The sequence below is a fragment of the Janthinobacterium sp. SUN100 genome, from assembly GCF_030397705.1.
GTDB lineage: Bacteria > Pseudomonadota > Gammaproteobacteria > Burkholderiales > Burkholderiaceae_D > Janthinobacterium > Janthinobacterium kumbetense.
On record NZ_JAPUBU010000001.1, the window covers coordinates 104,817 to 129,423 of the forward strand.

At 66.8% G+C, this 24,607-nt stretch carries 27 protein-coding genes; 16 read left to right on the top strand and 11 right to left on the bottom strand.

All coding sequences use genetic code 11. The annotated features are described in order from the left end of the window. Window positions 1-10: 10 nt before the first annotated feature. From O0881_RS00355 to O0881_RS00365, 3 genes are read right to left on the bottom strand one after another with little or no spacing between them, the layout of a single operon-like run. Window positions 11-550: a contractile injection system tape measure protein gene (locus O0881_RS00355; RefSeq protein WP_289905306.1), complete on the bottom strand. Its 540-nt coding sequence runs from the start codon at window positions 548-550 to the stop codon at window positions 11-13. A 4-nt stretch (window positions 551-554) separates the two neighbouring features. Then, a complete protein-coding gene (locus O0881_RS00360) occupies window positions 555-1,130 on the bottom strand; it encodes a type VI secretion system tube protein Hcp (protein WP_289909540.1) in 576 nt (191 codons plus the stop codon). A 42-nt stretch (window positions 1,131-1,172) separates the two neighbouring features. Further along, a complete protein-coding gene (locus tag O0881_RS00365) occupies window positions 1,173-1,445 on the bottom strand; it encodes a DUF6150 family protein (protein WP_289909541.1) in 273 nt (90 codons plus the stop codon). 195 nt (window positions 1,446-1,640) lie between these two features. On the opposite strand from O0881_RS00365, the gene O0881_RS00370 reads away from it, so the two are divergent. The 5 genes from O0881_RS00370 to O0881_RS00390 all read left to right on the top strand — a co-directional run bounded on the left by O0881_RS00370 (window position 1,641) and on the right by O0881_RS00390 (window position 7,295). Next, the gene (locus O0881_RS00370; protein WP_289909542.1) at window positions 1,641-3,296 is read left to right on the top strand and encodes a DUF4394 domain-containing protein; all 1,656 of its coding nucleotides are present in this window, start codon (window positions 1,641-1,643) and stop codon (window positions 3,294-3,296) included. 118 nt (window positions 3,297-3,414) lie between these two features. Continuing rightward, window positions 3,415-4,695 carry an arsenic transporter gene (locus tag O0881_RS00375; protein ID WP_289909544.1) on the top strand — a complete coding sequence of 427 codons (1,281 nt, stop codon included), beginning with the start codon at window positions 3,415-3,417 and terminating at the stop codon, window positions 4,693-4,695. 46 nt (window positions 4,696-4,741) lie between these two features. Further along, on the top strand, window positions 4,742-5,371 hold the full coding sequence (locus O0881_RS00380; RefSeq protein ID WP_289909546.1) for an NAD-dependent dehydratase: 630 nt from the start codon (window positions 4,742-4,744) through the stop codon (window positions 5,369-5,371). A 46-nt stretch (window positions 5,372-5,417) separates the two neighbouring features. Then, window positions 5,418-5,867, top strand: a complete 450-nt coding sequence (locus O0881_RS00385) for a GNAT family N-acetyltransferase (protein ID WP_289909547.1) — start codon at window positions 5,418-5,420, stop codon at window positions 5,865-5,867. 159 nt (window positions 5,868-6,026) lie between these two features. Then, window positions 6,027-7,295, top strand: coding sequence for a nucleotide disphospho-sugar-binding domain-containing protein (locus tag O0881_RS00390; protein WP_289909548.1), 1,269 nt, complete (start codon window positions 6,027-6,029; stop codon window positions 7,293-7,295). Window positions 7,296-7,300: 5 nt separating this feature from the next. On the opposite strand, the gene O0881_RS00395 is transcribed toward O0881_RS00390, so the two are convergent. From O0881_RS00395 to O0881_RS00405, 3 genes are all read right to left on the bottom strand, one after another. Next, complete coding sequence (locus O0881_RS00395) at window positions 7,301-8,236, bottom strand: DUF2145 domain-containing protein (protein WP_251349082.1); 936 nt, start codon at window positions 8,234-8,236, stop codon at window positions 7,301-7,303. Next, window positions 8,233-8,664 carry a hypothetical protein gene (locus tag O0881_RS00400; RefSeq protein WP_099664287.1) on the bottom strand — a complete coding sequence of 144 codons (432 nt, stop codon included), beginning with the start codon at window positions 8,662-8,664 and terminating at the stop codon, window positions 8,233-8,235. Before O0881_RS00400 ends, O0881_RS00395 begins: the two co-directional genes overlap by 4 nt. A 92-nt stretch (window positions 8,665-8,756) precedes the next feature. After that, window positions 8,757-9,623: an HDOD domain-containing protein gene (locus O0881_RS00405; RefSeq protein WP_289909549.1), complete on the bottom strand. Its 867-nt coding sequence runs from the start codon at window positions 9,621-9,623 to the stop codon at window positions 8,757-8,759. Between the two features lie 206 nt (window positions 9,624-9,829). On the opposite strand from O0881_RS00405, the gene O0881_RS00410 reads away from it, so the two are divergent. From O0881_RS00410 to O0881_RS00420, 3 genes are read left to right on the top strand one after another with little or no spacing between them, the layout of a single operon-like run. Then, window positions 9,830-10,915: an alpha/beta hydrolase gene (locus O0881_RS00410; protein WP_289909551.1), complete on the top strand. Its 1,086-nt coding sequence runs from the start codon at window positions 9,830-9,832 to the stop codon at window positions 10,913-10,915. A 20-nt stretch (window positions 10,916-10,935) separates the two neighbouring features. After that, the gene (locus tag O0881_RS00415) at window positions 10,936-11,322 is read left to right on the top strand and encodes a carboxymuconolactone decarboxylase family protein (protein ID WP_289909552.1); all 387 of its coding nucleotides are present in this window, start codon (window positions 10,936-10,938) and stop codon (window positions 11,320-11,322) included. A gap of 36 nt (window positions 11,323-11,358) precedes the next feature. Then, window positions 11,359-11,850, top strand: a complete 492-nt coding sequence (locus O0881_RS00420; protein WP_289909554.1) for a cupin domain-containing protein — start codon at window positions 11,359-11,361, stop codon at window positions 11,848-11,850. A 27-nt stretch (window positions 11,851-11,877) separates the two neighbouring features. On the opposite strand, the gene O0881_RS00425 is transcribed toward O0881_RS00420, so the two are convergent. Further along, window positions 11,878-12,984 (bottom strand): acyl-CoA dehydrogenase, encoded by a 1,107-nt coding sequence (locus tag O0881_RS00425; protein WP_289909556.1) that lies wholly within the window; start codon window positions 12,982-12,984, stop codon window positions 11,878-11,880. A gap of 119 nt (window positions 12,985-13,103) precedes the next feature. Here O0881_RS00425 and O0881_RS00430 point away from each other — a divergent pair, with 119 nt between their 5' ends. The 3 genes from O0881_RS00430 to O0881_RS00440 all read left to right on the top strand — a co-directional run bounded on the left by O0881_RS00430 (window position 13,104) and on the right by O0881_RS00440 (window position 15,793). Next, entirely contained in the window at window positions 13,104-13,400 is a 297-nt protein-coding gene (locus O0881_RS00430) for a hypothetical protein (protein ID WP_289909558.1), read from the top strand. A 62-nt stretch (window positions 13,401-13,462) separates the two neighbouring features. Further along, window positions 13,463-15,124, top strand: a complete 1,662-nt coding sequence (locus O0881_RS00435) for a SulP family inorganic anion transporter (protein WP_289909559.1) — start codon at window positions 13,463-13,465, stop codon at window positions 15,122-15,124. Window positions 15,125-15,172: 48 nt separating this feature from the next. Continuing rightward, a complete protein-coding gene (locus O0881_RS00440) occupies window positions 15,173-15,793 on the top strand; it encodes a ParB-like protein (RefSeq protein ID WP_289909560.1) in 621 nt (206 codons plus the stop codon). Window positions 15,794-15,814: 21 nt separating this feature from the next. Here the strand turns inward: O0881_RS00440 and O0881_RS00445 are convergent, their stop codons facing one another. Next, entirely contained in the window at window positions 15,815-16,387 is a 573-nt protein-coding gene (locus O0881_RS00445; protein ID WP_289909561.1) for a DUF4337 domain-containing protein, read from the bottom strand. Between the two features lie 151 nt (window positions 16,388-16,538). Here O0881_RS00445 and O0881_RS00450 point away from each other — a divergent pair, with 151 nt between their 5' ends. Beyond that, the gene (locus O0881_RS00450; protein ID WP_099664278.1) at window positions 16,539-16,991 is read left to right on the top strand and encodes a PaaI family thioesterase; all 453 of its coding nucleotides are present in this window, start codon (window positions 16,539-16,541) and stop codon (window positions 16,989-16,991) included. Between the two features lie 22 nt (window positions 16,992-17,013). Here the strand turns inward: O0881_RS00450 and gstA are convergent, their stop codons facing one another. Both gstA and O0881_RS00460 read right to left on the bottom strand, forming a co-directional pair. Next, on the bottom strand, window positions 17,014-17,628 hold the full coding sequence (gene gstA / locus O0881_RS00455; RefSeq protein WP_289909563.1) for a glutathione transferase GstA: 615 nt from the start codon (window positions 17,626-17,628) through the stop codon (window positions 17,014-17,016). 108 nt (window positions 17,629-17,736) lie between these two features. Beyond that, entirely contained in the window at window positions 17,737-18,633 is an 897-nt protein-coding gene (locus O0881_RS00460; protein ID WP_289909565.1) for a LysR family transcriptional regulator, read from the bottom strand. Window positions 18,634-18,726: 93 nt separating this feature from the next. On the opposite strand from O0881_RS00460, the gene O0881_RS00465 reads away from it, so the two are divergent. Further along, window positions 18,727-20,121, top strand: coding sequence for an MFS transporter (locus O0881_RS00465; protein ID WP_289909567.1), 1,395 nt, complete (start codon window positions 18,727-18,729; stop codon window positions 20,119-20,121). Here O0881_RS00465 and O0881_RS00470 read toward each other — a convergent pair. Beyond that, a complete protein-coding gene (locus O0881_RS00470) occupies window positions 20,101-20,961 on the bottom strand; it encodes a LysR substrate-binding domain-containing protein (RefSeq protein ID WP_289909569.1) in 861 nt (286 codons plus the stop codon). The two genes, O0881_RS00465 and O0881_RS00470, sit on opposite strands and share 21 nt — an antisense overlap. A 117-nt stretch (window positions 20,962-21,078) precedes the next feature. Here O0881_RS00470 and O0881_RS00475 point away from each other — a divergent pair, with 117 nt between their 5' ends. From O0881_RS00475 to O0881_RS00485, 3 genes are read left to right on the top strand one after another with little or no spacing between them, the layout of a single operon-like run. Then, the gene (locus O0881_RS00475) at window positions 21,079-22,611 is read left to right on the top strand and encodes an MFS transporter (RefSeq protein ID WP_289909571.1); all 1,533 of its coding nucleotides are present in this window, start codon (window positions 21,079-21,081) and stop codon (window positions 22,609-22,611) included. A gap of 47 nt (window positions 22,612-22,658) precedes the next feature. Next, a complete protein-coding gene (locus O0881_RS00480; protein ID WP_289909573.1) occupies window positions 22,659-23,456 on the top strand; it encodes a hypothetical protein in 798 nt (265 codons plus the stop codon). Between the two features lie 21 nt (window positions 23,457-23,477). Further along, on the top strand, window positions 23,478-24,527 hold the full coding sequence (locus tag O0881_RS00485; RefSeq protein WP_289909576.1) for a hypothetical protein: 1,050 nt from the start codon (window positions 23,478-23,480) through the stop codon (window positions 24,525-24,527). Window positions 24,528-24,607 lie beyond the last annotated feature (80 nt).

Sequence of the window (24,607 nt, forward strand, 5' to 3'; positions counted from 1 at the left end):
GCTTGCCGGGCTACGCGCCGGGCCAGTCGATCAACAGCGGTTGCGGCATCCACGGGTGCCGGATGGCAGCCAGGTTCCACGGCAAGCGGCTCAGCAGTACATCGAAGGGATTGCGCGCGACAGCCAGCGTGCATTTCCCGTCGCCTTTTTGCAGTCGGCCTTCGCGCTGCAGAAAGACCTGGCGCAATCCCTCGGGCGAGGTTTGTCCCACCGCTGGCCAATGGCGCATCACGGCGGCCAGCACTTGTTCGCACAGGGCCCGTTCTTCTTCGCCGAGGTCGACGGGGGGAGCAGGGAAGTCCGGTTCCAGGCCGCACAGCAGCTTGTTCAGCAGCAATTGCTGCTCCGGCGCGTCGCTCCTGCCATCGACCAGGTATTGCAGCAAGTGAACGGCGCGTGCGCCGTGTTCGCCGCGCAGCTGCGGCCTGCCATCGCCGCCAGTGGCGAGCAAGTCCAGCCGCTGGAACATTGTGGGCAGGAACGGGTGGAGCAGCGCCAGGCCGGCGTTGCCGATGTCGGCGATGTCAGTAGCGTGTACAGCGTCGTTCATGTGCTTATCCTGTAAATGCCCTGATCGGGCGGTTGCGCGCCAGGCTCCAGCCCGTCGTCTGCTGGTCGCCGGGCTGGTCGTCGGCCTGCTGCACGCTGTACGTCCAGAGGATTTCCGTAAAGTTCAGCTTGAACTGCTCGGTGGGCATGTCGTCGGGATGGGTTTGCAGCTGGATTTCGCTGATCAGGGCGTCGCGCAGGGCGATGGTGATGAGGTTGGCCGTCTTGTCGCCCGTCTGGCGGGTGATGTACAGCCTGGTCGGCTGGTCCGGGCCGCTGCCCAGCGGCTTCGCCCGCAGGCACAGATCGTACAGCTTGACCGAGGTCGCATCGACATACTTGACGCAGGTAAATTCGGTGATGACGGGCCGGCCGGACGTGCGCGCAGAGTTGCTGACGTCGGTCGTCACTTGCTGCTTCATGCCTTGATGTAATGACACCAGCTCGAAGCACCAGCCGATGCCCCGCAGCGCGGCGGCGTCGCGCCAGATGGCGTCGATACCGCCGCTCTTGCTTTCACCGTCCTGCGCCTTGCCGAACACGAGTTCCCCGTCGCCGGGTTCCAGTAAGATCAAATCCATGACGATGCTCCCTTCCAGTGAGTGAACACGGATGCCACCCTGCTACAGGTGGAGATTGCGCGGCCGGGGCGCTTGCCAGCCTGCCTCGCCGTGGCTGTCGACAAAACAGATTTTCAGCTGCGCCATGCCCTGCGAGACGAAAAATACGCTTGCCGTGGCGCTTTGCCGGTCGCGGGTGATGTACCACAGGGCGTCGCCGTGCGCCAGGCCCCAGCTGGTCACGCGGTGCACCAGCAGGTCGGCACTGCCGCGTTCCACCAGGGCCACGCGCACGTCGGCCTCTCCCATGCTCTGCGCTTGAAATATGCGTGCCACCTGTCTTGTTCCCCGTTGCCATCGTGCCCGTGACTATACACCGGTTAAGTTGCTTAAAGACAATCATAAAGGCGCGAAGAATAACTTTTTTGCGCCGCTGCATCCAAACGGGCACCTGGCGAGTAGTACAGGGGTGCGCTCGCTGCGACCGCGGCATGGGCGGCACTTCCACTCACTCTTACAGGGGCCACGACCATGCCGATCCTTCCGACCTTGCCAACCTTGCCATTCGCCAAGCTGCTGCTCGCTTCCGCCGTCGCCATGTCGCTCACCGCCTGCGGCGGCAGCAGCAGCCACCACGACCCCGTCACGCCACCGCCGCCCGTGGTGCTGGCAGGCGACGTCTTCGTGCTTACCGTCAGCAATAAACTGCTGTCGTTCGACCGCGCCACGCCCGCCACCATTCGCACCACGGCCACCGTGACGGGCCTGCAGGCCGGTGAGAACCTGCTGGGCATCGATTTCCGTCCCGCCGATGGCCAGCTGTACGGCGTCGGCAGCACGGGGCGCATCTACACCCTGAACGGCGCGACGGGCGCCGCCACGCTGAAGTCCAGCCTGGCGGCCGACGCGGCCGACACGACGGCGCCCTATGCGGCGCTGGCCGGCACGCAATTCGGCGTCGATTTCAACCCGGTCGCCGACCGTCTGCGCATCGTCAGCGACACGGGACAAAGCCTGCGCATCAATGTCGACACGGGCGCCACGACGACGGATGGCAATATCAACGGCGGCGCGGGCAACACGGCCATCACGGCGGCGGCCTACACCAACAGCTTCGCCGGCACGGCCAGCACCACGCTGTTCGTCATCGATGCGGCCAACGCCACCCTGTACACGCAAAATCCGCCCAACAACGGCACCCTGGCCGGCGCCGTGCCGCTGGGCGTGGCGGCCACCGGCGTGGCGGGCTTCGACATCGATGCGCGCACGAACACGGGCTACGCTGTCATGACGGTGGCCGGCGTGCGCAACCTGTATACCGTGAACCTGGCCGCGACCACCGCCCCGGCGACCCTGGTGGCGGCCATCGGCGTGACGGAGGACCTGCGCGGCATCGCCTTGGCAGGGCCGGGCGCGCCCATCGCCTACGGCTTGACGGACGACGCCCGCATCGTCACCTTCAAGACGGCCACGCCGAACACGCTGGACGCCAACGTGGCCGTCACGGGCCTGGCGGCGGGCGAGCGTTTGCTGGGCTTTGACATCCGTCCCAAGGATGGCTTGCTGTACGGAATCTCGTCGGCGGGGCGCATCGTCACCATTGACCCGGCCACGGGCGCGGCCACCGTCAAGGCGACGCTCGCCGCCGATGCGGCGGATGTCACCGCGCCGTACACGGCCATCGCCGGCACGGCCTTCGGTGTCGATTTCAACCCCGTCGCCGACCGCCTGCGCGTGATCGGCAACACGGGACAAAGCCTGCGCATCAACGTCGACACGGGCGCCACCACGACCGACGGCGCCGTCAACCGCGCGGGCGCGGCGCCCGTCGTCACGGCGGCGGCCTACACCAACAGCTTTGCCGGCACGACGGCCACCATGCTGTTCGATATCGACACGGCCAGCGCCGCGCTCGCCCTGCAAAATCCGCCCAACGACGGCACCCTGGTGAATGTGGGCCTGCTGGGCGTGGCGGCGGCGGGCGACGCGGGCTTCGATATCGCGGGCGGGGCGAACGGCCTGGCCCTGGCGGCCCTGCGCACGTCTGCCGCAGGACCGAGCTCCCTGTACCGCATCGACCTGGCAACAGGCGCGGCCGTGCTGAGCGGCGGCGCGGCCACTCCGGCGGCATCCGCCATCGGCAACGGGGCGGTGGGGCTGACCGATATCGCCATCGCGCTCAAGTAAGAAAATGCGCCGCAGCTTTGCTTTGATTCAATAATTCCAGTATTATGGAAATATTGTCGACATACGCAGGCTGCGGCGCATGGTGCCCGCGACGCCGCATCGAACGGGACCTCACCGCATGCTGACCGCTTTCCTGATCTTTCTTGCTACATTAACCCTCGTCATCTGGCAGCCGCGCGGCCTGGGCATCGGCTGGAGCGCCGTCATCGGCGCCTGTGTCGCCTTGCTGGCCGGCGTGATCCACTGGGGCGACATCCCCGTCGTCTGGCATATCGTGTGGAACGCGACCGGCACCTTCATCGCCGTGATCATCATCAGCCTGCTGCTGGACGCGGCCGGTTTCTTCGAATGGGCCGCCTTGCACGTGGCGCGCTGGGGCGGCGGCAGCGGCAGAAAACTGTTCGTGCTGCTGGTCTTGCTGGGCGCCCTGGTGTCCGCCGTGTTCGCCAACGACGGCGCCGCGCTGATCCTCACGCCCATCGTCATCGCCATGCTGCGGGCGCTGAAGTTTTCCGCCAAGGCCACCCTGGCCTACGTGATGGCGGCCGGCTTCATCGCCGACACTGCCAGCCTGCCGCTGGTGGTGTCGAACCTGGTGAATATCGTCTCGGCCGATTTCTTCAAGATCGGCTTTGCCGAGTACGCGGCCGTGATGGTGCCCGTCAACGTCGTCGCCGTGCTGGCCACCCTGGCGGCCTTGCTGCTCTTTTTCCGCCAGGATATTCCCCGCGACTATGCAGTGGCGCAGCTGAAACGCCCGGACGCCGCCATCCGTGACCTGGCCACCTTCCGCGCCGGCTGGCTGGTGCTGGCGCTGCTGCTGGTGGGCTTTTTCTCGCAGGAAAGCCTTGGCGTACCCATCAGCCTGATCGCCGCCGTGGGCGCCGCGCTGCTGCTGGGCGTGGCCGGCAAGGGCCACGTGATTTCCACGCGCTACGTGCTGCGCCATGCGCCATGGCACATCGTTGTCTTTTCGCTGGGCATGTACCTGGTCGTGTACGGCTTGCGCAATGCGGGTTTGACGGCTTACCTGACGGGCATGCTGAACCACTTTGCGCAATACGGCGTGTGGGGCGCGGCCATGGGAACGGGCGTGCTGACGGCGTTATTGTCGTCCGTGATGAACAACTTGCCGACGGTGCTCGTCGGCGCCCTGGCCATCGACCCGACGACGGCGCAGGGGGCCGTGCGCGAAGCGATGATTTACGCGAACGTCATCGGCAGCGACCTGGGGCCGAAGATCACGCCGATCGGCAGCCTGGCCACCTTGCTGTGGCTGCACGTGCTCGATAGCAAGAACATCCACATTTCCTGGGGATACTATTTCCGCGTCGGCATCGTGCTGACCGTGCCCGTGCTGCTGGTGACCTTGGCCGCGCTGGCGCTGCGCCTGTCCTGAGTTCCGTGTATGGTGGTGGCTGTGAGCAACTTTATACTGGGATGCAATGAAATTACTGCTCGTAGGCGCTACCGGTCTCGTCGGCAGCGAAGTGCTGCGCCTGGCGTTGATGGATGCGCGGATCACGGCCATCGTGGCGCCCGTGCGCAAGCCCTTGCCGTCGCATCCCAAGCTGTCCGCGCCTGTCATTGATTTCGATCAATTGCCGCCGGACGCATCGTGGTGGCAGGCGGACGCCGTCATCTGCACCCTGGGCACGACGATGAAGGTGGCCGGCACCCGGCAAATATTCTCTCGCGTGGACCACGACTATCCGCTGGCCGTGGCGCGGCTGGCGCTGGCGGCCGGCACGCCAGTCTATGTGCTCAATTCCGCGGCCGGCGCCAACGCCGCTTCGCGCATCTTCTATAACCGCGTCAAGGGCGAGCTGGAACGCGACCTGCAAGCGCTGGGTTTTCGTTCGCTCACGTACGTGCGGCCGGGCCTGATCGGCGGCGAGCGCGCCGTGGCGCGGGCGGGCGAGGGCGCCGCCTTGCGCGTCCTGCGCGTGCTCGGTCCCGTGCTGCCGCGCCGCTGGCGCATCAATCCCGCGCCGCGCATCGCCAGCGCCTTGCTGGAAGCGGCGCTGGCCGCCGCGCCGGGCGTGCACGTGGTGACGTCGGAGCAGTTGCTGTGAGTGCTCGCCCGTATAATCTGCGTTCCTGTTACTGAAGGTACAACACATGCAGACTGTACGCCCTTACCAGGCCGGCGACCGCGACGCCTGCTTGGCCCTGTTCGACGGTAATACACCGCGCTTTTTCGACCCGTTCGAGCGCGCGGACTTTGCCGCCTGGCTCGATACCTCGACGCATCCCTACCTGGTCATTCTGCGCGATGGCCGCATCGTCGCCTGCGGCGGCCATGCCATCGAGGCGGGCGGCGGCGTCGCCAGCCTGTGCTGGGGCATGGTGGCGCAGGATGCGCATGGCCAGGGACTGGGCCGGGCGCTGACGCAGGCGCGCCTGGACGCCATCCGCGCCGTGCCGGGCATTGCCAGCGTGCGCATGAATACTAGCCAGCACACGCAAGGCTTTTATGCGGGCTACGGTTTCGTGACGGTCAACGTGACGCCGGACGGCTTCGGGCCGGGCATCGATCGATGGGACATGGTGCTGCAACTGCCGGTGTAGCAGCGGCAGGCATGGCGCCGTGCCGCGCTCAATAATTGATTGAAATGCTAACGTTAATCGCTTACTATCGTTGGGTGTTTCAACTAGGAAAGATGCCCATGCACCCCTCGTTCTTGCTTGATTTTCCGCTGAAAATTGCTACCAGGCAAGGATGGCCGCATGGCTGACCCATCCCCGCTCGTCATCATCGCCAGCAGCGGCACCGGCGGCGACATGCAGCCGTTTATCGCGCTGGCGCAGGGCTTGCAGCAACGGGGCCGGCGCGTGCTGCTGCTGGTGCCGGGCTGGCAGGAAGCGGCCGCGCAGGCGTCAAAGTTGCCGTATCGCACCTTCGGCAGCGCGGAAGAGGGGCAGGCCATGCTGGGCAACCCCGGCCTGTGGGATGAACGCAAGGGCTGGGGCGTGGTGTGGAACGGCCTCGTGCCGCACTTGGGCGCCGTGCGCGACATCGTGCAAGGCTTGCCGGCCGATGAGGCTTGCGTGGTGCTGTGCCATCCCATCCTCGTGCCGATGGCGGCCCTGGCGCGGTCTGTGCGCCCGGACTTGCGCATCGTCGCGGCGTATCTCGCGCCATCGAACCTGTGCAGCAGCCATGATTTCCTGACGGCCGGTTCGCTGCGCATTCCCGCGTGGGTACCGCTGGCCTGGCGCCAGGCCCTGTGGCGGATGATCCACCGCGCCATGATCGACCCGGTGCTGCTGCCTGGGCTGAACGGCGCGCGCGCGCAGCACGGTTTGCCGCCGGAAGCGCATTTTTTTGGGCACATGCTGGCCGCGCCGGACGCCTCGCTGGGACTGTTTCCCGCCTGGTTCGCCGCGCCGCAGGCGGATTGGCCGCCGCACTTCGCGCAAGCCGATTTCACCGCCGCCGCCATGCCTGGCGCCGCAGCGCTGCCGCCGGAACTCGAACGCTTTCTGGGCGAGGGCGAGCCGCCCATCGTGTTTACGCCCGGTACCGGCCACCAGCATGCGCAACGCTATTTCAGTATCGCGCTGGACGTCTTGCGGCGGCTGGGGCGGCGCGGCCTGTTCCTCACGCCCCATGCGGCGCAAGTGTCGCAGCACTTGCCGGCTGGCGTGCTGTGGCAGGCGCACGCGCCGTTCGCGGCGCTGTTGCCGCGCGTGGCGGCCGTGGTGCACCACGGCGGCATCGGCACCAGCGCGGACGCCTTCCGCGCGGGCATCCCGCAGCTGATCGTGCCGTTCGCGTACGACCAGTTCGACAACGGTTGGCGCGCCAAACGGCTCGGTGTGGGAGAGGTCTTGCTGGCCAAGCGCTTGTCTGCCGGGCGCATGCAGCGGCAGTTGGCGCGCCTGCTGGACGCGCCCGAAGTCAGGCTGGCGTGCGGCGAGCTGGCCCGCCGGATGGGGCAGGGGCTCGAATCAGCGCGCCTGCTGGATCACGTCGAAGCGGCCCTGGCCGAGTAGTCTGCCTAGGGAAGCCAGGTATCGTCGAGGGCGATGACCCGGTCGTTTGCGCCGGGCACGCAGCCGTCGGCGATCGGTTCCCAACCCCGGTGCACCACCACCTGCTTGCCGTCGTGGCAGATTTCCACGCGTTCGCTGGCGGGCAGGCGCTGGCGCGCGAACGCTTCCAGGCTGGCCGGCAGGCTCACCGCCAGCCGCATCGAGCGAATTGCCTCAGGCGGGTGGTCATCCATGTGCACGAGGGGCACGAAGATGGAGCCGAGCATCAGCCAGCGCGCACCCACGTCGACGGGGGCGGGCGCATATGGTGCGGCGCGCAGCCAGTCCTGGGCGCGGGCGCGCAAGTCGCCGCCTGCCGCCAGTTCGCCCCAGGCCGAGGCCAGCATTTCCACCACCCACTGATTGCAATTCTGGTATGTCAAATTGAAAGCATACGCGTTGGCGCTGTAGCGGCCCGCCAGCAACTGCTGCACGCGCACGGGGTCGAGCAGGGCGCGGCGCAGGGGCGGCACGGTTTCGGCCGGCAATTTCACGAGCGAGATGTAGCCGAGCGCCGGGTTTTCCGTGCCCATGGCGAAACCGGCCGTGCCCTGGTCGAAGATGCGCGGGCGGCCTTCGTCGCAGGCGTAGTACAGCTGGCGCGCGGACCAGCCGCTGTCATTGTCGTGGCGCCAGGCCAGCGCGGCGTGCGAATAGCGGATGCCGAAGCGGGCCAGGTCCAGGCCGGAGCGGCTGATCAGGGCCACGCTGCCTTCGCTGGCGGCCAGTTCCTCGCGCACGACGGCGGCAAAGCGCAAGAGCCGGTCCTGTTCCGTGGCCGTGAGTTCCTGGGCGCGGTCGCAAAAGCGCGAGGAGGACATTGAGGTGCCCGCCTGGGCGGCGCCAGCCAGGACGAGCGCGGCGCAGCCGGCCAGCAGCGGCGCCAGTTTGCGCAAGATCAAAGGCTGACGGGACGCGTGGCCATTTCGCCGTACCAGTCATCGGCCAGCACGAGGAAGAAGGCGGCGCGCGTGTCGTTGCGCGAGAATTCGATGCCGTAGGCGCGGTTTTGCGCATGCACCACGTCGCCCTGCGCCAGCTGCTGCTTGTCGAGCGCCGCTTGCGGCAAGTCCAGCACCAGCGGCGTGGCCGTGGCGTCGGCCTGCATGGTCAAACGCGTCATGCCGGCGCGGCCCGGCACGGCGGCCACGTCGATGATGCGGTAGGGACCATTGGCCACCTTGTTGTCGCGCGAAGAGCTGTTGCTCGAACCGTTGAGCGAATCGGAAATGCTGCCGCTCGACTGGGAACCGGCGCTGGAGGCCGAGGAAACGAAGCTGTCGGCGTTGGCGTTGCACGCCATGGTCAGAGCTGCGGCCAGGCCGAGCATGCGTAAGGAGGTAGTCAAGGCAGTTTTCCAGTGAGCATCAATGAAAGCGGACCGGGTCCATCCCGGCTCGCGCCATCATAGCAGATCGGCCATCAGCTGAGCAGTACCTCGATCAGGCCCTTCGCTTCGGCCGACGGCTGCGTGCGCAGCGCCTGCAGCACGGGATCATGCTCCAGATAGGCTTGCAGCGCCTCGCTGACGGTGACGCTGGCCTGCGGCAGCGGCGAAGGGACGGGAGAGAGCGCCTTGGCCAGCAGCAGGGTGTCGCGCAAGCCCTCGGGCGGCAGCATGATGGTCGAGCCGGGCAAGGCGTTGACGGCGTCGGCCACCGGCAGCGGCACGCCCAGCTGGCGCATCAGCGCGCGGCCGATCACTTCCAGCGTGGATGCCATCTGCGTTTCCAGCTGGGCGTACAGGCCCGGAGTCTTGTCGGCCTGGGCCAGCAAATAAAAGCCGGCCACTTCATGCACGATGCCGGCGAACAGCGCCGTATCGGCGTCCGTCTGCGTGACGGTGGCGGCCAGCCCGTGCGCCAGCGCCGCCACGTGCACGGTGTGCGCCCACAGCTGGGTGGCGCGGGCGCGCAAGGCTTCGTCGCGGATGCCCGCGTTCAGCTGGCGGATGACGGCCGCCGTCGCCAGCGCATACAGGTTGCGGTGGCCCAGCCGCTCGACGGCGGCGCGCACGCTGGTGATGGCGGGCGCCTGGCCGGGCGAGAACAGGGCCGAATTGGCCAGCGCCACGGCGCGCGCCGACAAGGTCGGTTCGCACAGCAGCAAGCGGCTGATGTCGGCCGAGTGGCAATCCGGATTGGCCAGTTCCTTTTGCAGGAGCAGGGCCGTATTGATGCTGGTGGGAAAAGCCAGGGTTTCCGTTTCGGCGCTGGCCAAAAGTTGCGCCAGGCTGCTGAGCGTGTTGACGTGCATGGATAGGGGAGCGGGAAGTAGCAATGTCCCCATCTTATCAGGCAATCCAGGCCGCATGGCGCCCGGCTGCCTTTGCTGCCAGGCATGGCTGGCCGGCGGCGCCATTCATAAGCTGTGCTTATAGACTTTAGTGGATTTGCCTGTCTATTCACGGTGGGCGAGGGCGGGTACGCTTGATCTGCCACAAGCGTGCCTCGTACGCGGCTTGTTCCATATCAATGTTTACAAGGAAAATACAGATGCGTGATGAAGTCCCCCAGCCGCAGCGGCGCACCTTCCTGAACACCTCGCTGGCCATGGTGGCCGGCGGCGCCGGCATGGCCCTGGCAGGCGCGGCCCAGGCGCAAGCGCCGGCGTCCGCGCCCACCCTGCCCATGGTCGTGGGCCATCCCCGGCGCAACGGCGTCGCTATCGAACGCGTCACGTTCCCCAACACCAGCGCGCAGACGGTCATCGCGGCCAACCTGTTCACGCCGGCCCGCTTCGATGCGGCCAAAAAATACCCCGCCATCGTCATCGGCCACCCGTTCGGCGGCGTGAAGGAACAGACGGCCGGCTTGCACGCGCAAAAGCTGGCGGAACTGGGCTATGTGACCCTGGCGTTCGACGCTTCGCATTACGGCGACAGCAGCGGCTTGCCCCGCTACACGGAAGTGCCGGGCACGCGCGTGGGCGATTACAGCGCCTGCGTGGATTTCTTCAGCAATCATCCGGCCGTGGACCCGGCACGCATCGGCGTGCTGGGCATTTGCGGTGGCGGCGGCTATGCCGTCAGCGCGGCGCAGGTCGACCACCGCATCCAGGCCATCGCCACCGTCAGCATGTACGACATGGGCCGCGCGCGCCGCCAGGGGCTGGGCGACACGCTCACCTACGAGCAGCGCATGAAGACCTTGGACGAGGTCGGCGAGCAGCGCACGCGCGAGGCGCGCGGCGAGCCACGGCGCGACATCCGCGCGCTGCCCGAGTCGGCCGGGCCGGACGCGCCGGAAATCGTGCGCGAATTCCTCGACTATTACGCCACGCCCCGGGGCCAGCACCCGCACTCGACCAGCCTGTACGCCTTGACGAGCCTGGCGCCGATGATGAATTTCTTCCCGTTCGCGCAGATCGAGACGATCGCGCCGCGCCCGTTGCTGATGATCGTCGGCGAGCGCGCCGTCTCGGCCTACTTCAGCGAGGATGCGTACGCCAGGGCGGCGCAGCCGAAGGAACTGTTCGTCGTGCCGGGCGCCTCGCACGTGGACCTGTACGACCGGCCGCCTTACATCGCGCAGTCGCTGGCCAGGCTGGACGCCTTCTTTCGCCAGCACCTGGGGGCGTGATGGGGGTCTTCTCGAACGGCATGAAAACGGGCTTCCTGGCGGCCTGCCTGGCGCTGCCCGTCTTTGCGCCAGCGCAAACGCTGGATGCGCAGAGCAAGCCGCCCTCGCGCGCGCAGCAATTGATGGGAGACTTCGCGCCAAAGATGGCCGACCTCACGGACAAGGTGCTGTACGGCGACATCTGGGAGCGTCCCCAGCTGTCCAAACGCGACCGCAGCCTGGTGACCGTCAGCGCGCTGGTGGCCATGCACCGTCCCGAGCAGCTGAAATCGCACCTGTTGCTGGCGCGCCAGAACGGCTTGACGGAGGACGAGCTGGTCGAGGCGATCACCCACCTGGCCTTCTATGCGGGCTGGCCGAATGCCGTCTCGGCGCTGGCCGTGGCGAAAGAAGTCTTCCGCAAATAACGACCGCCGCCCCGCGCGGCAAGAAAGGATATCCACATGCACCGATACGCCGCGGCACTCTTGCCGCTTTGCCTGCCCGCCGGGGCCGTCTCCGCCGAGCCGGCTGCCGCGCCAGCGGCCGTCACCGTCACGCGCGCCGCCGCCATGCCCAGCAGCATCGGCGACGCCGCCTATTTCACGGGGAAAGTCGCAGTCGACGCCAGGTTCCAGCGCCTGGCGCCGGCCCGCGTGGGCGGCGCCATCGTCAGCTTCGCGCCCGGCGCCCGCACGGCTTGGCATACGCATCCGCTGGGGCAGACCCTGATCGTCACGCAAGGCCAGGGTTGGGTGCAGCACTGGCAGGGCCCGATGCAGGCGCTGGCCGTGGGCGACGTGGCGTGGATACCGCCCGGCGTCAAGCACTGGCATGGCGCGACGGCCACGTCCGCCATGCAGCACGTCGCTATTGCCGAGGCGCAAGATGGCACGGCGGTGAAGTGGCTGGAACAGGTGGCGGACGACAGCTATCCGCGCCAAGGCGCTCAATGACGATGCCGCGCCGGGCGTTCAGGCAGATTACGGCAGCAGCAGCGCATGCTGGCTGGCCGTGTGGAAATCGCGCCACACGCGGTTGATGGCGCTGTCTTCGCGGGCCGCGTACAGGCCGCAATACGGATACACATCACCGACGGCCGCGCGGCATGCGGCGACCAGGTCCAGCGAACGGTCCTGCACGGCTTGCATGGCATCCGCGCCGAGCGCCGCGCCGCCCGCCACCTGCGCCCAGCTGTCGTCCAGCATGGCATAGAAGCGGGTGCGGGCGGATGTGAACGCTTGTTTCCTGGCTTGCAGCATGGCGGCCACTTCCGGCACGTCCAGCAGCGGCAAGCCGGCGCGCGCATGGCGGCGGTGGCGCATGCCTTCTTCGGCCAGTTGCATGAAATGGCTGGCCATGCCGGCCACGTTGGCGGCCAGGGTCACGTAGGCCAGCGAATAGAACGGGTAGCGGTACAGGGGGCCGTCTGCCGTCGCGGCCGAAGGAGCGATGGTGAAACCGTGTTCCTTGGCAACCCATTGACCGTCGATGCGGTAGCTGTGCGAGGCGCTGGCGCGCATGCCGATGCTGTTCCACGAGGGCACCAGCTGCACCAGGGCGGCGGGCACGAGGAAGGCGCGGATGCGCGGCTTGCCTTCCGCATCGAGCAGGGGCTGGCCATCGCGCCGCAGCCGGGCGTTCAGCGTGAAGTGGGTCGCCATCGGCGCGCCGCTGGCGTAGTCCCAGCTGCCCGTGATGCGGTAGCCGTCGCCTTCCTCTTCCGCATCACCGGTGGCCGCGCCGCTGCCGCCCAGGCAGACGCGTGGCGTGCCGATGATGGTCCGCGCCATGTCGGGCGCCAGGAAGCCCGCAAACCATCCCGCGCCCGCGCACAGGGTCAGCACCCAGCCCATGCTGCCGTCGATGGCGGCCACGGCTTCTTCCAGGCGCACCACTTGCGGCAAGGGCAGCTCGGCGCCGCCCGCGCCGCGCGGCGCCAGCATCGTCAGCCAGCCGCGCCGGTGCAGCAGGGCTTGCTGGGCCGGATGCAGGAAGCGGGCGGCGTCGGCGGCCGGCGCATGGCGCGCGATGCGGCGCGCGTCGCGCTCGGAAAGGGTGGCAGGAATAGCGAGGGCAGCGTGCGGCATGGGCAGAATCCGGCAATGGCGAAGGCGGGCATTTTCGCACGGCGCGGGGTGCCGGCGGTAGTCGGCGCCTGTTGCGGTGCCAGTCCCGCGCCTGTAAGCTGCGGGAAAAGGGGAAAAACATGTGCAGATTCGTCCATGCGGGAAGCGCGGCGGCATTGCTGCTGTGCCTGGCGGCTTGCGCCAGCGTGCCGCCACCGCCGCCCGTGGTCATGCTGGGCAAGGAAGACATCACCGTGGCGGGCCGGCGCGTCCACACGGTGGACGAGATGCTGGCCGTCCTGTCCGAGGAGTACATTGCCAGCGTTGCCTTGCGCACGCAGCCGGAAGTGCCGTATGAGCGCGTCGGTGCCGTGATCTATTCCATCTTCCGCGCCGGCAGGAAAGTGTCGGAAGTGGACGGCGCCGCTGCGCCGTAAGCCTGCATGCCGCCGTTTTGCCGCATCATGGCGCGGACGGGCGCCACCCACCAGGAGCCTCCATGAGCGCATCGGCTGCGACGCAAATGAACCGCTGGCAAGATGCCAGCGCCGGCCTGTCGATCGCCGGCCTGCTGCTGCCGGAAGCGGTGGCGTATGCCAGCATCGGCAACCTGGCGCCCCAGGCGGGCATCCTGGCCCTGTTTGCGGGCTTGCTGTGCTACGGCGTGCTGGGCACGAGCCGCTTTGCCATCGTCTCGGCCACGTCGTCCTCGGCCGCCGTGCTGGCCGCGGCCATGGCATCCATGCCGGGCGGCACGGCGGGGCACCGGCTGATGCTGATGGCGGGACTGGTGATGTTGACGGGGGCATTTTTCCTGCTGGCCTGGCTGGCCAGGCTGGGCAGCATCACGGAATTCATCGCCAAGCCCGTGCTGCGGGGCTTTTCCTTCGGCCTGGCCATCGTGATCATCGTGAAACAGCTGCCCGGCGTGCTGGGCGTGCAGCCAGCGCACGGCGATGTGCCGCATCTGCTGGCAGGCCTTCTGGCAGGCGCAGGGCAGTGGAACGGCAGCGGCGCCGGCCTGTGCGCGGCGGCGCTGCTGTCGCTGTTCCTGCTGCGGCGGCTGCAGCGCTGGCCTGCCGGCCTGATCGTCATCGCGCTGGGCATCGCCGCCGGGCAATGGCTGGACTTGCCGCGCCATGGCGTGGCCCTGGTGGGCGCCATCGATGTGCGCCTGGCCATGCCTGTCTTGCCGCGCCTGACGCAGGAGGAATGGACGCGCCTGGCCGAGCTGGCGTTTGCGCTGGCGCTGATCCTGTATGCGGAATCGTATGGCGCCATCCGCAGTTTTGCCTTGAAGCATGGCGACGCCGTGGCGCCCGAGCGCGACTTGCTGGCGCTGGGCGCGGCGAACGTGGTGGCGGGCCTGTTCCAGGCCATGCCGGTGGGCGCCGGCTATTCGGCCACCTCCGCCAACGAGGCGGCCGGCGCCACCTCGCGCCTGGCGGGGTTGGTGGCCGCCGCCGTCGTGGGCGTCATCGTGCTGACCCTGCTGCCGCTGGTGGCCCTGATTCCCGTGCCCGTGCTGGCCGCCGTGGTCATCCATGCCGTCAGTCATACCCTGAACCCTGTTTCCTTGCGGCCTTATTTCACCTGGCGCCGCGACCGCCTGCTGGTGCTGGCGGCCATTGCCGGCGTGCTGCTGTTCGGCGTGCTCGACGGCTTGCTGGCAGCCATCGCCATGAGCCTGCTGCTGATGCTGCGCCGCCTGTCGCGGCCGGGCTTGTCCGTGCTGGGCCGGCTGGGCGACAGCCACGATTACGTGAAACTGGCGTTGTACCCGGCGGCCCGCGCGCAGCCCGACACGTTGATCCTGCGCCTCGATGAACCCTTGTTCTTCGTCAATGCCGAGCGCAGCCTGCACCTGGCGCGCACCCTGCTGGAGGAGCGGGCCGGTCCGCTGCGCAAGGTGATCCTCAGCCTGGAAGAGTCGCCCGACCTCGATGGCAGCAGCGTCGAAGCCTTGCGCGACTTTGCCGCGTTTGCGCGCCAGCGGGGGCTGGCCCTGGCGCTGGCGCGGCTGAAGGAGCCGGCGTGCGCCGTGCTGCAACTGGCGCTGCGCGACATGCTGGCCGCCGAGGCGGCGCCGGCGCTGCTGCTCAGTGAGTTGAGCGTGGCCGAGGCCGTGCGCCTGCTGGGCTGCGCCACGCCTGAAAAGTAGCGGCGACTATGCTACGCTGGCGGCCAGGCCATGCATCTGGGAGACGGTATGACAAGCGTGAAACCGCAACTGGTCAAGGGACGGCTGAACAAGCTGCTGCCCACGCAAATCACGGTGGGCATGGCCGAGGTGGCGCTCAAGCGCGCGCATTGGGCCAGCCTGGGCCGGAAGGCGCGGGCGGCGGCGCTGGCCGACCACTGGTTTCCCAGCATTATCGGTCCGGAAGGGCGCCACTACATCGTCGACCACCACCATTTCGGCCTGGCGCTGCACCAGGAAGGCGTGAAAAGCGTCAGTTTGATGATCCTCAAGGATTTGTCCTGGCTGGAACCGCTGCACTTCTGGCATGTGATGGACCACCACCAGTGGGTGCACCCGTACGACAGCGAAGGCTTGCGCCGCGATTTTTCCGCCATCCCCCGGCACCTGAGCGGCTTGCACGACGATCCCTACCGCAGCCTGGCCGGCGAATTGCGCAGCGCGGGCGGCTACGCCAAGGACGTGACGCCGTTCAGCGAATTCCTGTGGGCCGATTTCTTGCGCAGCCGCATCGCGCCCGCCAGCCTGCAGAAAAATTTCCGCAAGGCACTGGCGCAGGCCATGAAGCTGGCGCGCAGCCAGCAGGCGCGCTATTTGCCGGGCTGGAGCGGCGTCCTGCCGCCCGCCTGACCCAGCCTGAACCTCCTGCCGCTACAGCAGGAAGGCGCTGCCGGCCGCCAGTATGCCGGCCGCCGCCGCACCCACGGAGCCCCACAGCAGCCATCGCCGCCGCGTCAGCACGGTGATGGCGGCCAGCGCCACGGCGATCTGGATGAAGGTCAGGGCCATGGCCAGCCGTTCGTGCGGGCGCAGCTTGGCTTCCGATGCCTCGCCCAGCTTCCTCGACTGCTCTTCCAGCTGGCGCGCCTGCGCCTGCACCAGGGGCTTTTCCCGTTCCTGCCGCGCCTGTTCCGCCAGGAAGCGGTCCCGCACCTCGGGTACGCTGGCCAGCGCGGCCGTCGCTTCGGCGATATGGCCCTTCGTCGACTTCGCCTGGTACAAGGCCCACTGGTCGCTTGCCTGCGCCTGTTTCAGGATGCTCTCGTTCTTCAGGAACATGGCCTCGTTCTGCGCATTGCCGCTCTGGTAGCTGATCAGGGCGCCGATGGTGGCGAGGATGGCCGTCATCAGGGCGATTTTCTGCGTCAGGCCATCGCGCTCCTTCTCCGTCGCTTCTTCCACGGCGTGCTCATGGGGGCTAGGTACTTCGTATTCTTCTTCCATGACGGACCTTTCACGGGGGCAGGAGGAGGGAGCTGGCGTCGACATGGCGATACTACCGCATCCGCCGTGCAAGCTGGCGGGCGCTGCGACATGGTGCGAACGGGCATAAGCGGGTACAGTAAGGCGTTCTCCCCTTGAAAGCGCACAGCCCATGAGCACGTCCCGTCTTCCCGACCCGCACTTCGCCGAGAAAGTCCGCGCCAGTTTCGATCTGCAAAACGCCATGACCCTGATCCAGGCCAGCCTGCCCGTGGTCAGTCACGGCAGCACGGAAATTCACGTGCCGCACTGGCGCGGCATCGAGCAGCAGCACGGTTTCGTGCATGGCGGCGTGGTGGGCATGATCGCGGACTCGGCCGCCGGCTACGCGGCCATGACCATGGTGGCCGACGGCGCGTCCGTGCTGACGGTGGAATACAAGATGAACCTGCTGGCGCCCGCCGATGGCGAGAAACTGATTGCGCGCGGCAAGGTGGTGCGCCCGGGGCGCACCCTGATCGTCACGCAAGCCGAAGTGTTCGCCGTGCGCGATGGCAAGGAAACCCTGTGCGCGCTGATGCAGCAAACCATCATGGTGATGCACGGCAAGTCGGAAAAGACGTGAGCCGTGCACCGGGCGATGGCGCTCAAGCCGCCTTGGCCAGTCCTTCCGCTTCCAAAGCCGCCTTGACGCTGTCGCGCTGGGCTACGCGGGCCAGGAAGGCTTGCACATGCGCCAGCGCGGACAAGTCCACGCCCACGCCTGGCGCCCAGCCCGTGATGACGAACAAATAGGCGTCGGCGACCGTGAACGGGTCGCCCGTCAGGTAGGCCCGGCCTTCCAGGCGGCTGTCCACCCATTTGTATTTCTTGGCCAGTTGCTGGACGAACAAGGCCTTGGCGGCCGCGTCGATGCGCGGATCGAACAGGGGGCTGAACGATTTGTGCAGCTCGGACGTGATGTAGTTCTGCCATTCCAGCACCTTGTAGCGGGCAAAACTGCCCACGGCCGGCAGCAAGTCCTGCCGGCCAGCCTGTTCCGCGATGTACTGGGCGATGACGGGGCCTTCGCTCAAGGTCGTTCCATCGGCGAGCGCCAGCAGCGGTACCTGGCCTTTTGGGTTGAGTTCGTAGTAATTGCCGCCTTCCTGCGTCCGGTGCTGGCCCAGGTCGACCTTGACCAGGGTGAAAGGCGTGCCCGTTTCGCGCAGGAGGATGTGCGGCGCCTGCGAGCAGGCGCCCGGCGAATAAAAGAGTTTCATGGCGATCCTTGAACAGGTGGGAAAGTAGCCACTATAGTCCTGCGCCGCCGCATGGTAAACGCATGTTCGTTTGGCGACTGTCCACGCCCGGTGGACGATTGCGCTGGCTCAAACGCGGGGATAGCGCAAGGTGTCGAGCAGCAAGGTGAACGCGGGAGAAGGGTGGCGCCGGCTAGGGTAATACAGCTTGTAGCCCGCGTACGCGGGGCACCAGTCGTCCAGCACGCGCACCAGGCGGCCATCGGCCACGTAAGGCAGCACCACATCTTCCGGCATGCAGGCCAGACCCAGGCCATCGAGCGCCGAATGCAGGCGCATGGCCATGTTGTTGTAGATCATTTGACCTTCCACGCGCACCTTCAGTTCCTGCCCATCCTTGGCAAATTCCCAGGCAAACAGGCCGCCCAGGGTGGGCAGGCGCATGTTGATGCAGTTGTGCGCCATCAAGTCCTGCGGCGTGACGGGCGGCGGATTCCGGCTGAAATAGGCTGGCGAGGCAACGATGGCCATGCGGAAATCGGGACCGATGGGCATGGCGATCATGTCCTTGGCCACTTGCTCGCCCAGGCGCACGCCCGCGTCGCAGCGCGCGGCCACGATGTCGGTCATGCCATTGTCGACGATGACTTCGATGTGGATGTCCGGGTAGTGGGGCAGCAGGCGGGCGATGGCCGGCTGCAGCACCGTCAGTGCCGAATGCTCGCCCGCGCTGATGCGTATGTTGCCGGCCGGCTTGTCGCGCCGTGCGCTGAGCAGGGCCAGTTCCGCCTCGATCTCGTCGAAGCGGGGCGCCACCGTGCGCAGCAGCTGTTCGCCCGCCTCCGTGGGCGAGACGCTGCGCGTGGTGCGCACCAGCAGGCGCAAGTCGAGCCGTTCCTCCAGCGCGCGCACGGTCTGGCTCAGCGCCGACTGCGACACGCCCAGCTTGGCCGCCGCCCGGGTAAAACTGCCTTCGCGGGCCACAGCGACGAAGGCGAGTATGTCGTTGAAGTTGGTCTGTGCCATGGCGGATGTCTTTCCAATTCATTAGTTGTGCTAATAAGTTCATGCAGACTTTAGCATCTATTCATGGTAATGCATACGGCTTACAGTGATGGCATGAACAATCCGCCAGTTGCTACTCCCTCTGCCGCGCCGCACAAGGCGGCCATCCTCGCCATCATTCTCGTCAGTTACGTGATGATCGTGCTCGACACGTCCATCGTGCTGACGGGCTTGCCGAACATTCACCAGGAACTGGGCTTTACGGATACGGGCCTGGCCTGGGTGCAAAGCGCCTACACGCTGACGTTTGGCGGCTTGCTGCTGCTGGCCGCGCGCGCCGGCGACGTGCTTGGCAGGCGCCGCCTGCTGCAGCTGGGCCTGGCGCTGTTCACACTGGCGTCGCTGGCCATCGGCCTGGCGCACTCGCCAGCCATGCTGATCGCCGCGCGCGCCATCCAGGGCGTGGGCGCGGCCATCCTGGCGCCATCCACCCTGGCCTTGCTGCAAACCACATTTGCGGAAGGGCGCGAACGCACGCGGGCCATCGCCCTGTACAGCGCCGTGGCGGGCATCGCCGCCAGCGTGGGCCTGGTGCTGGGCGGCGTGCTGGCCGAATGGCTGTCGTGGCGCGTGGGTTTCTTCATCAACCTGCCCATCGGCGCGGCCATGCTGCTGGCCGCGCGCCGATTCATCGCGGAAAGCCCGCGCAGCCGGGGCCGCTTTGACGTGGCCGGCGCGGCCAGCTCCACCCTCGGCATGTCGGCCCTCGTGTATGGCTTGATCCGCTCGGCCGGCGCCGGCTGGGGCGATTCCTTGACGCAAGGTGCGCTGGCGGCGGGCGTGCTGCTGCTGGCCGCTTTCATTGGCATCGAACGGCGCGCCGCGCAGCCCATCCTGCCGCTGCGCCTGTTCGCCGATGCGCAGCGCAATGCCGCGTACGGGGCCAGGGTGCTGTTCCTGGGCGCCATGATCGGGTTTTTCTTTTTCACCACGCAATTTTTGCAAGTGCTGCTGCGCTATCCGCCATCGCTGACGGGCCTGGCTTTCCTGCCCATGACCCTGGTCAACTTCGGCATGGCCCTGTGCGTGCCGCGTTTGACGCGCCGCCTGGGCAATGCGCGCCTGCTGGCCCTGGGATTGGCGACAACCCTGCTGGGCATGGCATGGCTGAGCCGTATCGATGCGGGCACGGCGTACTGGCTGGGCGTGGCTTTGCCCATGGTGCTGATCGGCGCGGGGCAGGGCATGGCCTTGAGTCCGCTGACGGCGGCCGGCGTGGCGGGCGTGCCCGCGCAGGATGCGGGCGCCGCCGCGGGCGTCGTCAACGTGGCGCACCAGCTGGGCAATTCGCTGGGGCTGGCGGTGCTGGTGGCGATCTCGTCCTTTGGCGCACACCAGCGCGTCGGCGCGGCGCTGCTGGCGCACCGCGTGACGGTGTCCCTGGGGGGCGCAAGCGCCATGCTGGCGCTGGCCTTGCTGCTGGTGCTGTCAAGCCGCCGCGGCGGCTGACCATTCGCGCAGCAACTGTCCGAACGCTTCGGCCGCGGCCGTGCTGCCGGCGGCGCGCCACAGCAGCTGGAAGCGGGCAGCGGGCAGGGCGGGCAAGCCGTGCTGGCCGTCGATGACCACCATGCCGGGCTCCAGGTCGCCTTGCGGCAAGGCCGTGACGGCAAGGCCCGCCAGCACGGCGGCGCGCAAGCCCTGCTGGCTGGGCGAGGTGAACGCCACGCGCCAGTTGATGCCAGCGCCCTCGAGGGCGTCGACGCTCACTTGCCGGTGCATGCAGGGTGCCGGTGAAAACGCCAGCGGCAGCGGCAGCGCGCCGTCGTGCCGGAAATCCTGCGCCGCGGCCCAGACGAAGCGCGTGCGGCGCAGCACGGCCGCTTCATCTTGCCCGTCCGCCAGGGTCATGACGACGGCCAGGTCCAGCGCATCGGCGGCGACCAGTTTCTGCAAGTCAAGATAGGTGCCGACCGTCACATCCAGGCGCACGGCGGGAAACAGGTGGGCGAACTGCGCCAGCAGGGCCGGCAGGCGTGCGCCCATGAAATTTTCCGGCACGCCAAAGCGCACGGCGCCGGCAAGCGAGGAACGCTGGAAGCGGCGCGACAGCGCTTCCTGGGCCGCCAGCACCTGCCGCGCGTGGCGCAGGAAATCCTCGCCATCTTCCGTCAGGCGCAGGCTGCGCGTCGTGCGCACCAGCAGCGCCGTGCCCGCTTGCTCTTCCAGGCGGCGGATCTGGTGGCTGATGGCGGACTGGCTCAGGTGCAGCCGTTCGGCGGCGCGCGTAAAGCCGCCCGTGTCCGCGACGGCAACCAAGGCGCGCAGCAGGGCGGTATCGAAGTCCATGGGGTCCCGTGATTCATGATGCAAATGAATGAATTGTACAAAATTTTATCATTTCCTTCATGAGTCCAGGCTTTCTAGAATGGCGGCTCGCAGTGCGCCGCTTCTACGCGCCCCTCCATGACTACCGACATCAAGGCTTCGATGCTACCGACTACTTTGCAACAAAACGCACTGACCCTGGCCGCCGTCTGCCTGGCCTCGCTCATGTTTGGCCTGGAAATTTCCAGCGTGCCCGTCATTCTGCCCACGCTGGAAACCGTGCTGCATGGCGACTTCAAGGACTTGCAATGGATCATGAATGCCTACACCCTGGCTTGCACCACCGTGCTGATGGCCACGGGCACCCTGGCCGACCGCTATGGCCGCAAGCGCCTGCTGCTGGCCAGCCTGGCGCTGTTCGGCCTCAGTTCGCTGGCCTGCGGCTGGGCCGGCGGCACGGGCGTGCTGATCGCCGCGCGCGCGCTGCAAGGCATGGCTGGCGGCGCCATGCTGATTTGCCAGGTAGCCGTGCTGTCGCAGCAGTTCCCGGCCGGCGCCGCGCGGGGCCGGGCGTTCGGCGCCTGGGGCATCGTGTTTGGCCTGGGCCTGGGCTTCGGCCCCATCATCGGCGCCGCCATCGTCGCGCTGTCGAATTGGCAGTGGGTATTCCTCGTGCACGGCCCGCTGGCGCTGGCGGCCCTGCTGCTGGTGGCGCTGGGCGTGAGCGAATCGCGCGACCCGCAGCAGCGCAGGCTGGACGTGGCCGGCATCGCCACGCTGTCGCTGGCCGTGTTCAGCCTGGCGTGGTGCCTCACGCAGGGGCCGGCGCTGGGTTTCGATGATCCCCGTGCGCTGGCCAGCCTGGCCGTGGCGCTGGCCGGTTTTGCCGCGTTTGCCGTCATCGAACGGCGCCAGGCGGCACCGATGGTCGACTTTTCCGTCTTCCGCATCCGCCGCTTCTCGGGCGCGCTGCTCGGTTCGGCGGGCATGAATTGCAGTTTCTGGCCGTTCATGATCTATCTGCCCCTGTACGTGCAATATGGCCTCGGCTACAGCAGCCTGGACACGGGCCTGACCTTGCTGGCCTACACCTTGCCCACCTTGCTCGTGCCGCCGCTGGCCGAGCGGCTGGCGCTGCGCTACCGGGCCGATGCCGTCATTCCTGCCGGCTTGCTGGCCATCGGCACGGGTTTGCTGCTGATGCTGTGGGGCAGCCGCGCGGACGCCGCCAGCTGGCTGACGATTTTGCCCGGCTGCCTGCTGGCGGGCACGGGCCTGGGGCTGACCAATACCCCCGTCACCAACACGACGACGGCTGCCGTGCCGGGCGAACGGGCGGGCATGGCGTCCAGCATCGACATCAGCGCGCGCATGGTCAGCCTGTCCATCAATATCGCGCTGATGGGTTTTATCCTCGTCGCAGCCATCGAGTCCGCCTTGCGCCGGCATGTGCCTGCCGGGATTGACGGGGCGGCATTGCGGGCGTTGGCGGAGGCAGTGTCGGCAGGCAAGGGCGGCGCGCTGCCGGCCGGCGTGGCGAAGCTTGCGCTGGCACAAGGTTTTGGCGCCGTGATGCTGTACGGCGGCGTTGCCGCCTGCCTGTTCGCCGTGGCCAGCTGGCTCGTGTTTGGCGTTGGACGTGCGGGTGCGCCAAGGCTTGGGAGGCTATAATCTGGGCACGTTGACAAGTGTTGCTCAACGTCATTACGAGGCCGTCCATGCATAAACTGATTTCCGAACTCACCCGCCTGTACCTGTTCGATGAACAGCAGCACTATGTCGATGGCGAGGGCGGCGTGCAGCCGCTGACGCCGGCCGTGCTGGCGCGCCATCTGTCGGGCGAGCAGACGGTAGCGGTGCGACTCGTGACCGGGAGCGGCCTGACGCGCGCGCTGGTGCTGGAGTTTGGCGGCAAGGGCGGCGGCGAGGCGCACTGGAGCGCGCTGTGCGCTATCGCCAATGCCGTGCAGCACGAGCTGGACTTGCCGGCGCCCGCCGTCAGCATCTCGGGCACGGCGTTCCAGTTATGGCTGTCGCTGGCCACGCCCGTGCCCGTCGCCCAGGCGCGCCAGTTCGTGCAACTGCTGCGCTCGACCTTTTTGCCTGCCTCGACCGACATCCTCGCCGCCGCGCCGCCCGCCGACGTGGAACAGGTGGCGCTGCCGCCAGGCCTGCAGCCGTCCGGCAAGTGGGCCGCCTTCATCCACCCCAGCATGGGCGCCGCCTTCGTCGACGAACCGGGCCTGGACATGCCGCCGCCGCCCGCCGCCCAACTGGGCTTCCTGGAAAGCTTGCGCAGCATCAACCCGGCCCAGTTCGCGCAGGCGCTGGCGAAATTGCAGGGACATGCGGGCCTTTCGGAGTCTTCGCCAGCGCCTGTTCCCGTGGCCGCATCGCCTGTTGCATCTTTCGCCACCGCGCCTGGCTTGCTGTTGCAGGACGCCACGCTGGAAGACATCGTGCGCTGGCTGCATGCGCGCAACATCGAACCGACCTTCCGGCACCGGCTGTCGTAGCCACGGCATGGCTGGCTTGAGGTGAACAAGCAATATATATCGACATTCAGAACAATTGAAATTTCGGATGAAAGGCAGTATTCAATGGATTTCCATGTAGTCGCAAATTCCTATAATTGCTACGGTGGTCACACAACGTTGTCTCCGATCGGGGATTTTCTTCTGGCGGGCAGCGGCAGTTTTGGCGACGCGATCCAGGAAATTGCGGTCACGCTTCACTTCAGGGACTCTGGTCCGGCAAAGAAGACGCTGGAATCTCTGTTGGAGGCGCACAATAATTTCCGCGCAACGCTACCGAAGATCACTTATCGAAGAGCAAAGGGCAAGGTCGAGATCGACATCGCCAGCGAATTGATGGAAGGCCGGGACTGGACGCGTTCTTCAATATTGTCTTTGCCACTTTTTAAAGCAGGTGTGGATGAAGTCATCCATGCATTAGGGCTATTGAGCAAGCGATTGAAGCGCACTGATGATTTTAGCCTGGAGAAATTTCTGGATCACTGTGAAGCTGCCAGAAAACGCGTCCCGGATTCCGAGGAGGCCCTGCAACTCCTGGCATCCGGGTTGGAGGCAGCGGCACAAGCCAAGCGTGATGGAATGTCGGCCTGGGAGCAGTTGGGAATCGACTGGGAAGACTTTCATCCCAAGGCACGCGAGATATTGGATGATCCATTTTTTTGGAATTGCACGGATGATTTCTCGCCGAACGGCAATGATACTGGCGCTGATCTTCTGGAGAGCTATCGCGATTGGCACAAGACGCACAAGGACGTCACGCCAATTCGATTCCTCGAGAAACTGGCAAAGCAGTGGGGATACGCCAACATACACGCCATGGACGATGACGTGCGCTGCGAAGCGTCGATTGCTCTCGCATTTGCAGATATAAAGTTAAGGGCGGCATGCAACCAACAGGCGCGACAATTGGCATTGGACGCTATCGGGCAGCAAAGAGCCCAGGCGCTGGCCGCGGGTGACTGGTCTCATCGCGAAGAAAAGCTACATGCGTTGGATCAGATCGAAGCAAAGTTGAAGCAGATGGATAACACCATGCTGCATTTGACGGACTGAAGCGCAGCGATCACTTTGACGTTGAATGTGATTTCGGGCGGCACAATGGGGCGGAACCTGCCAATGACAGCAGCCACAAG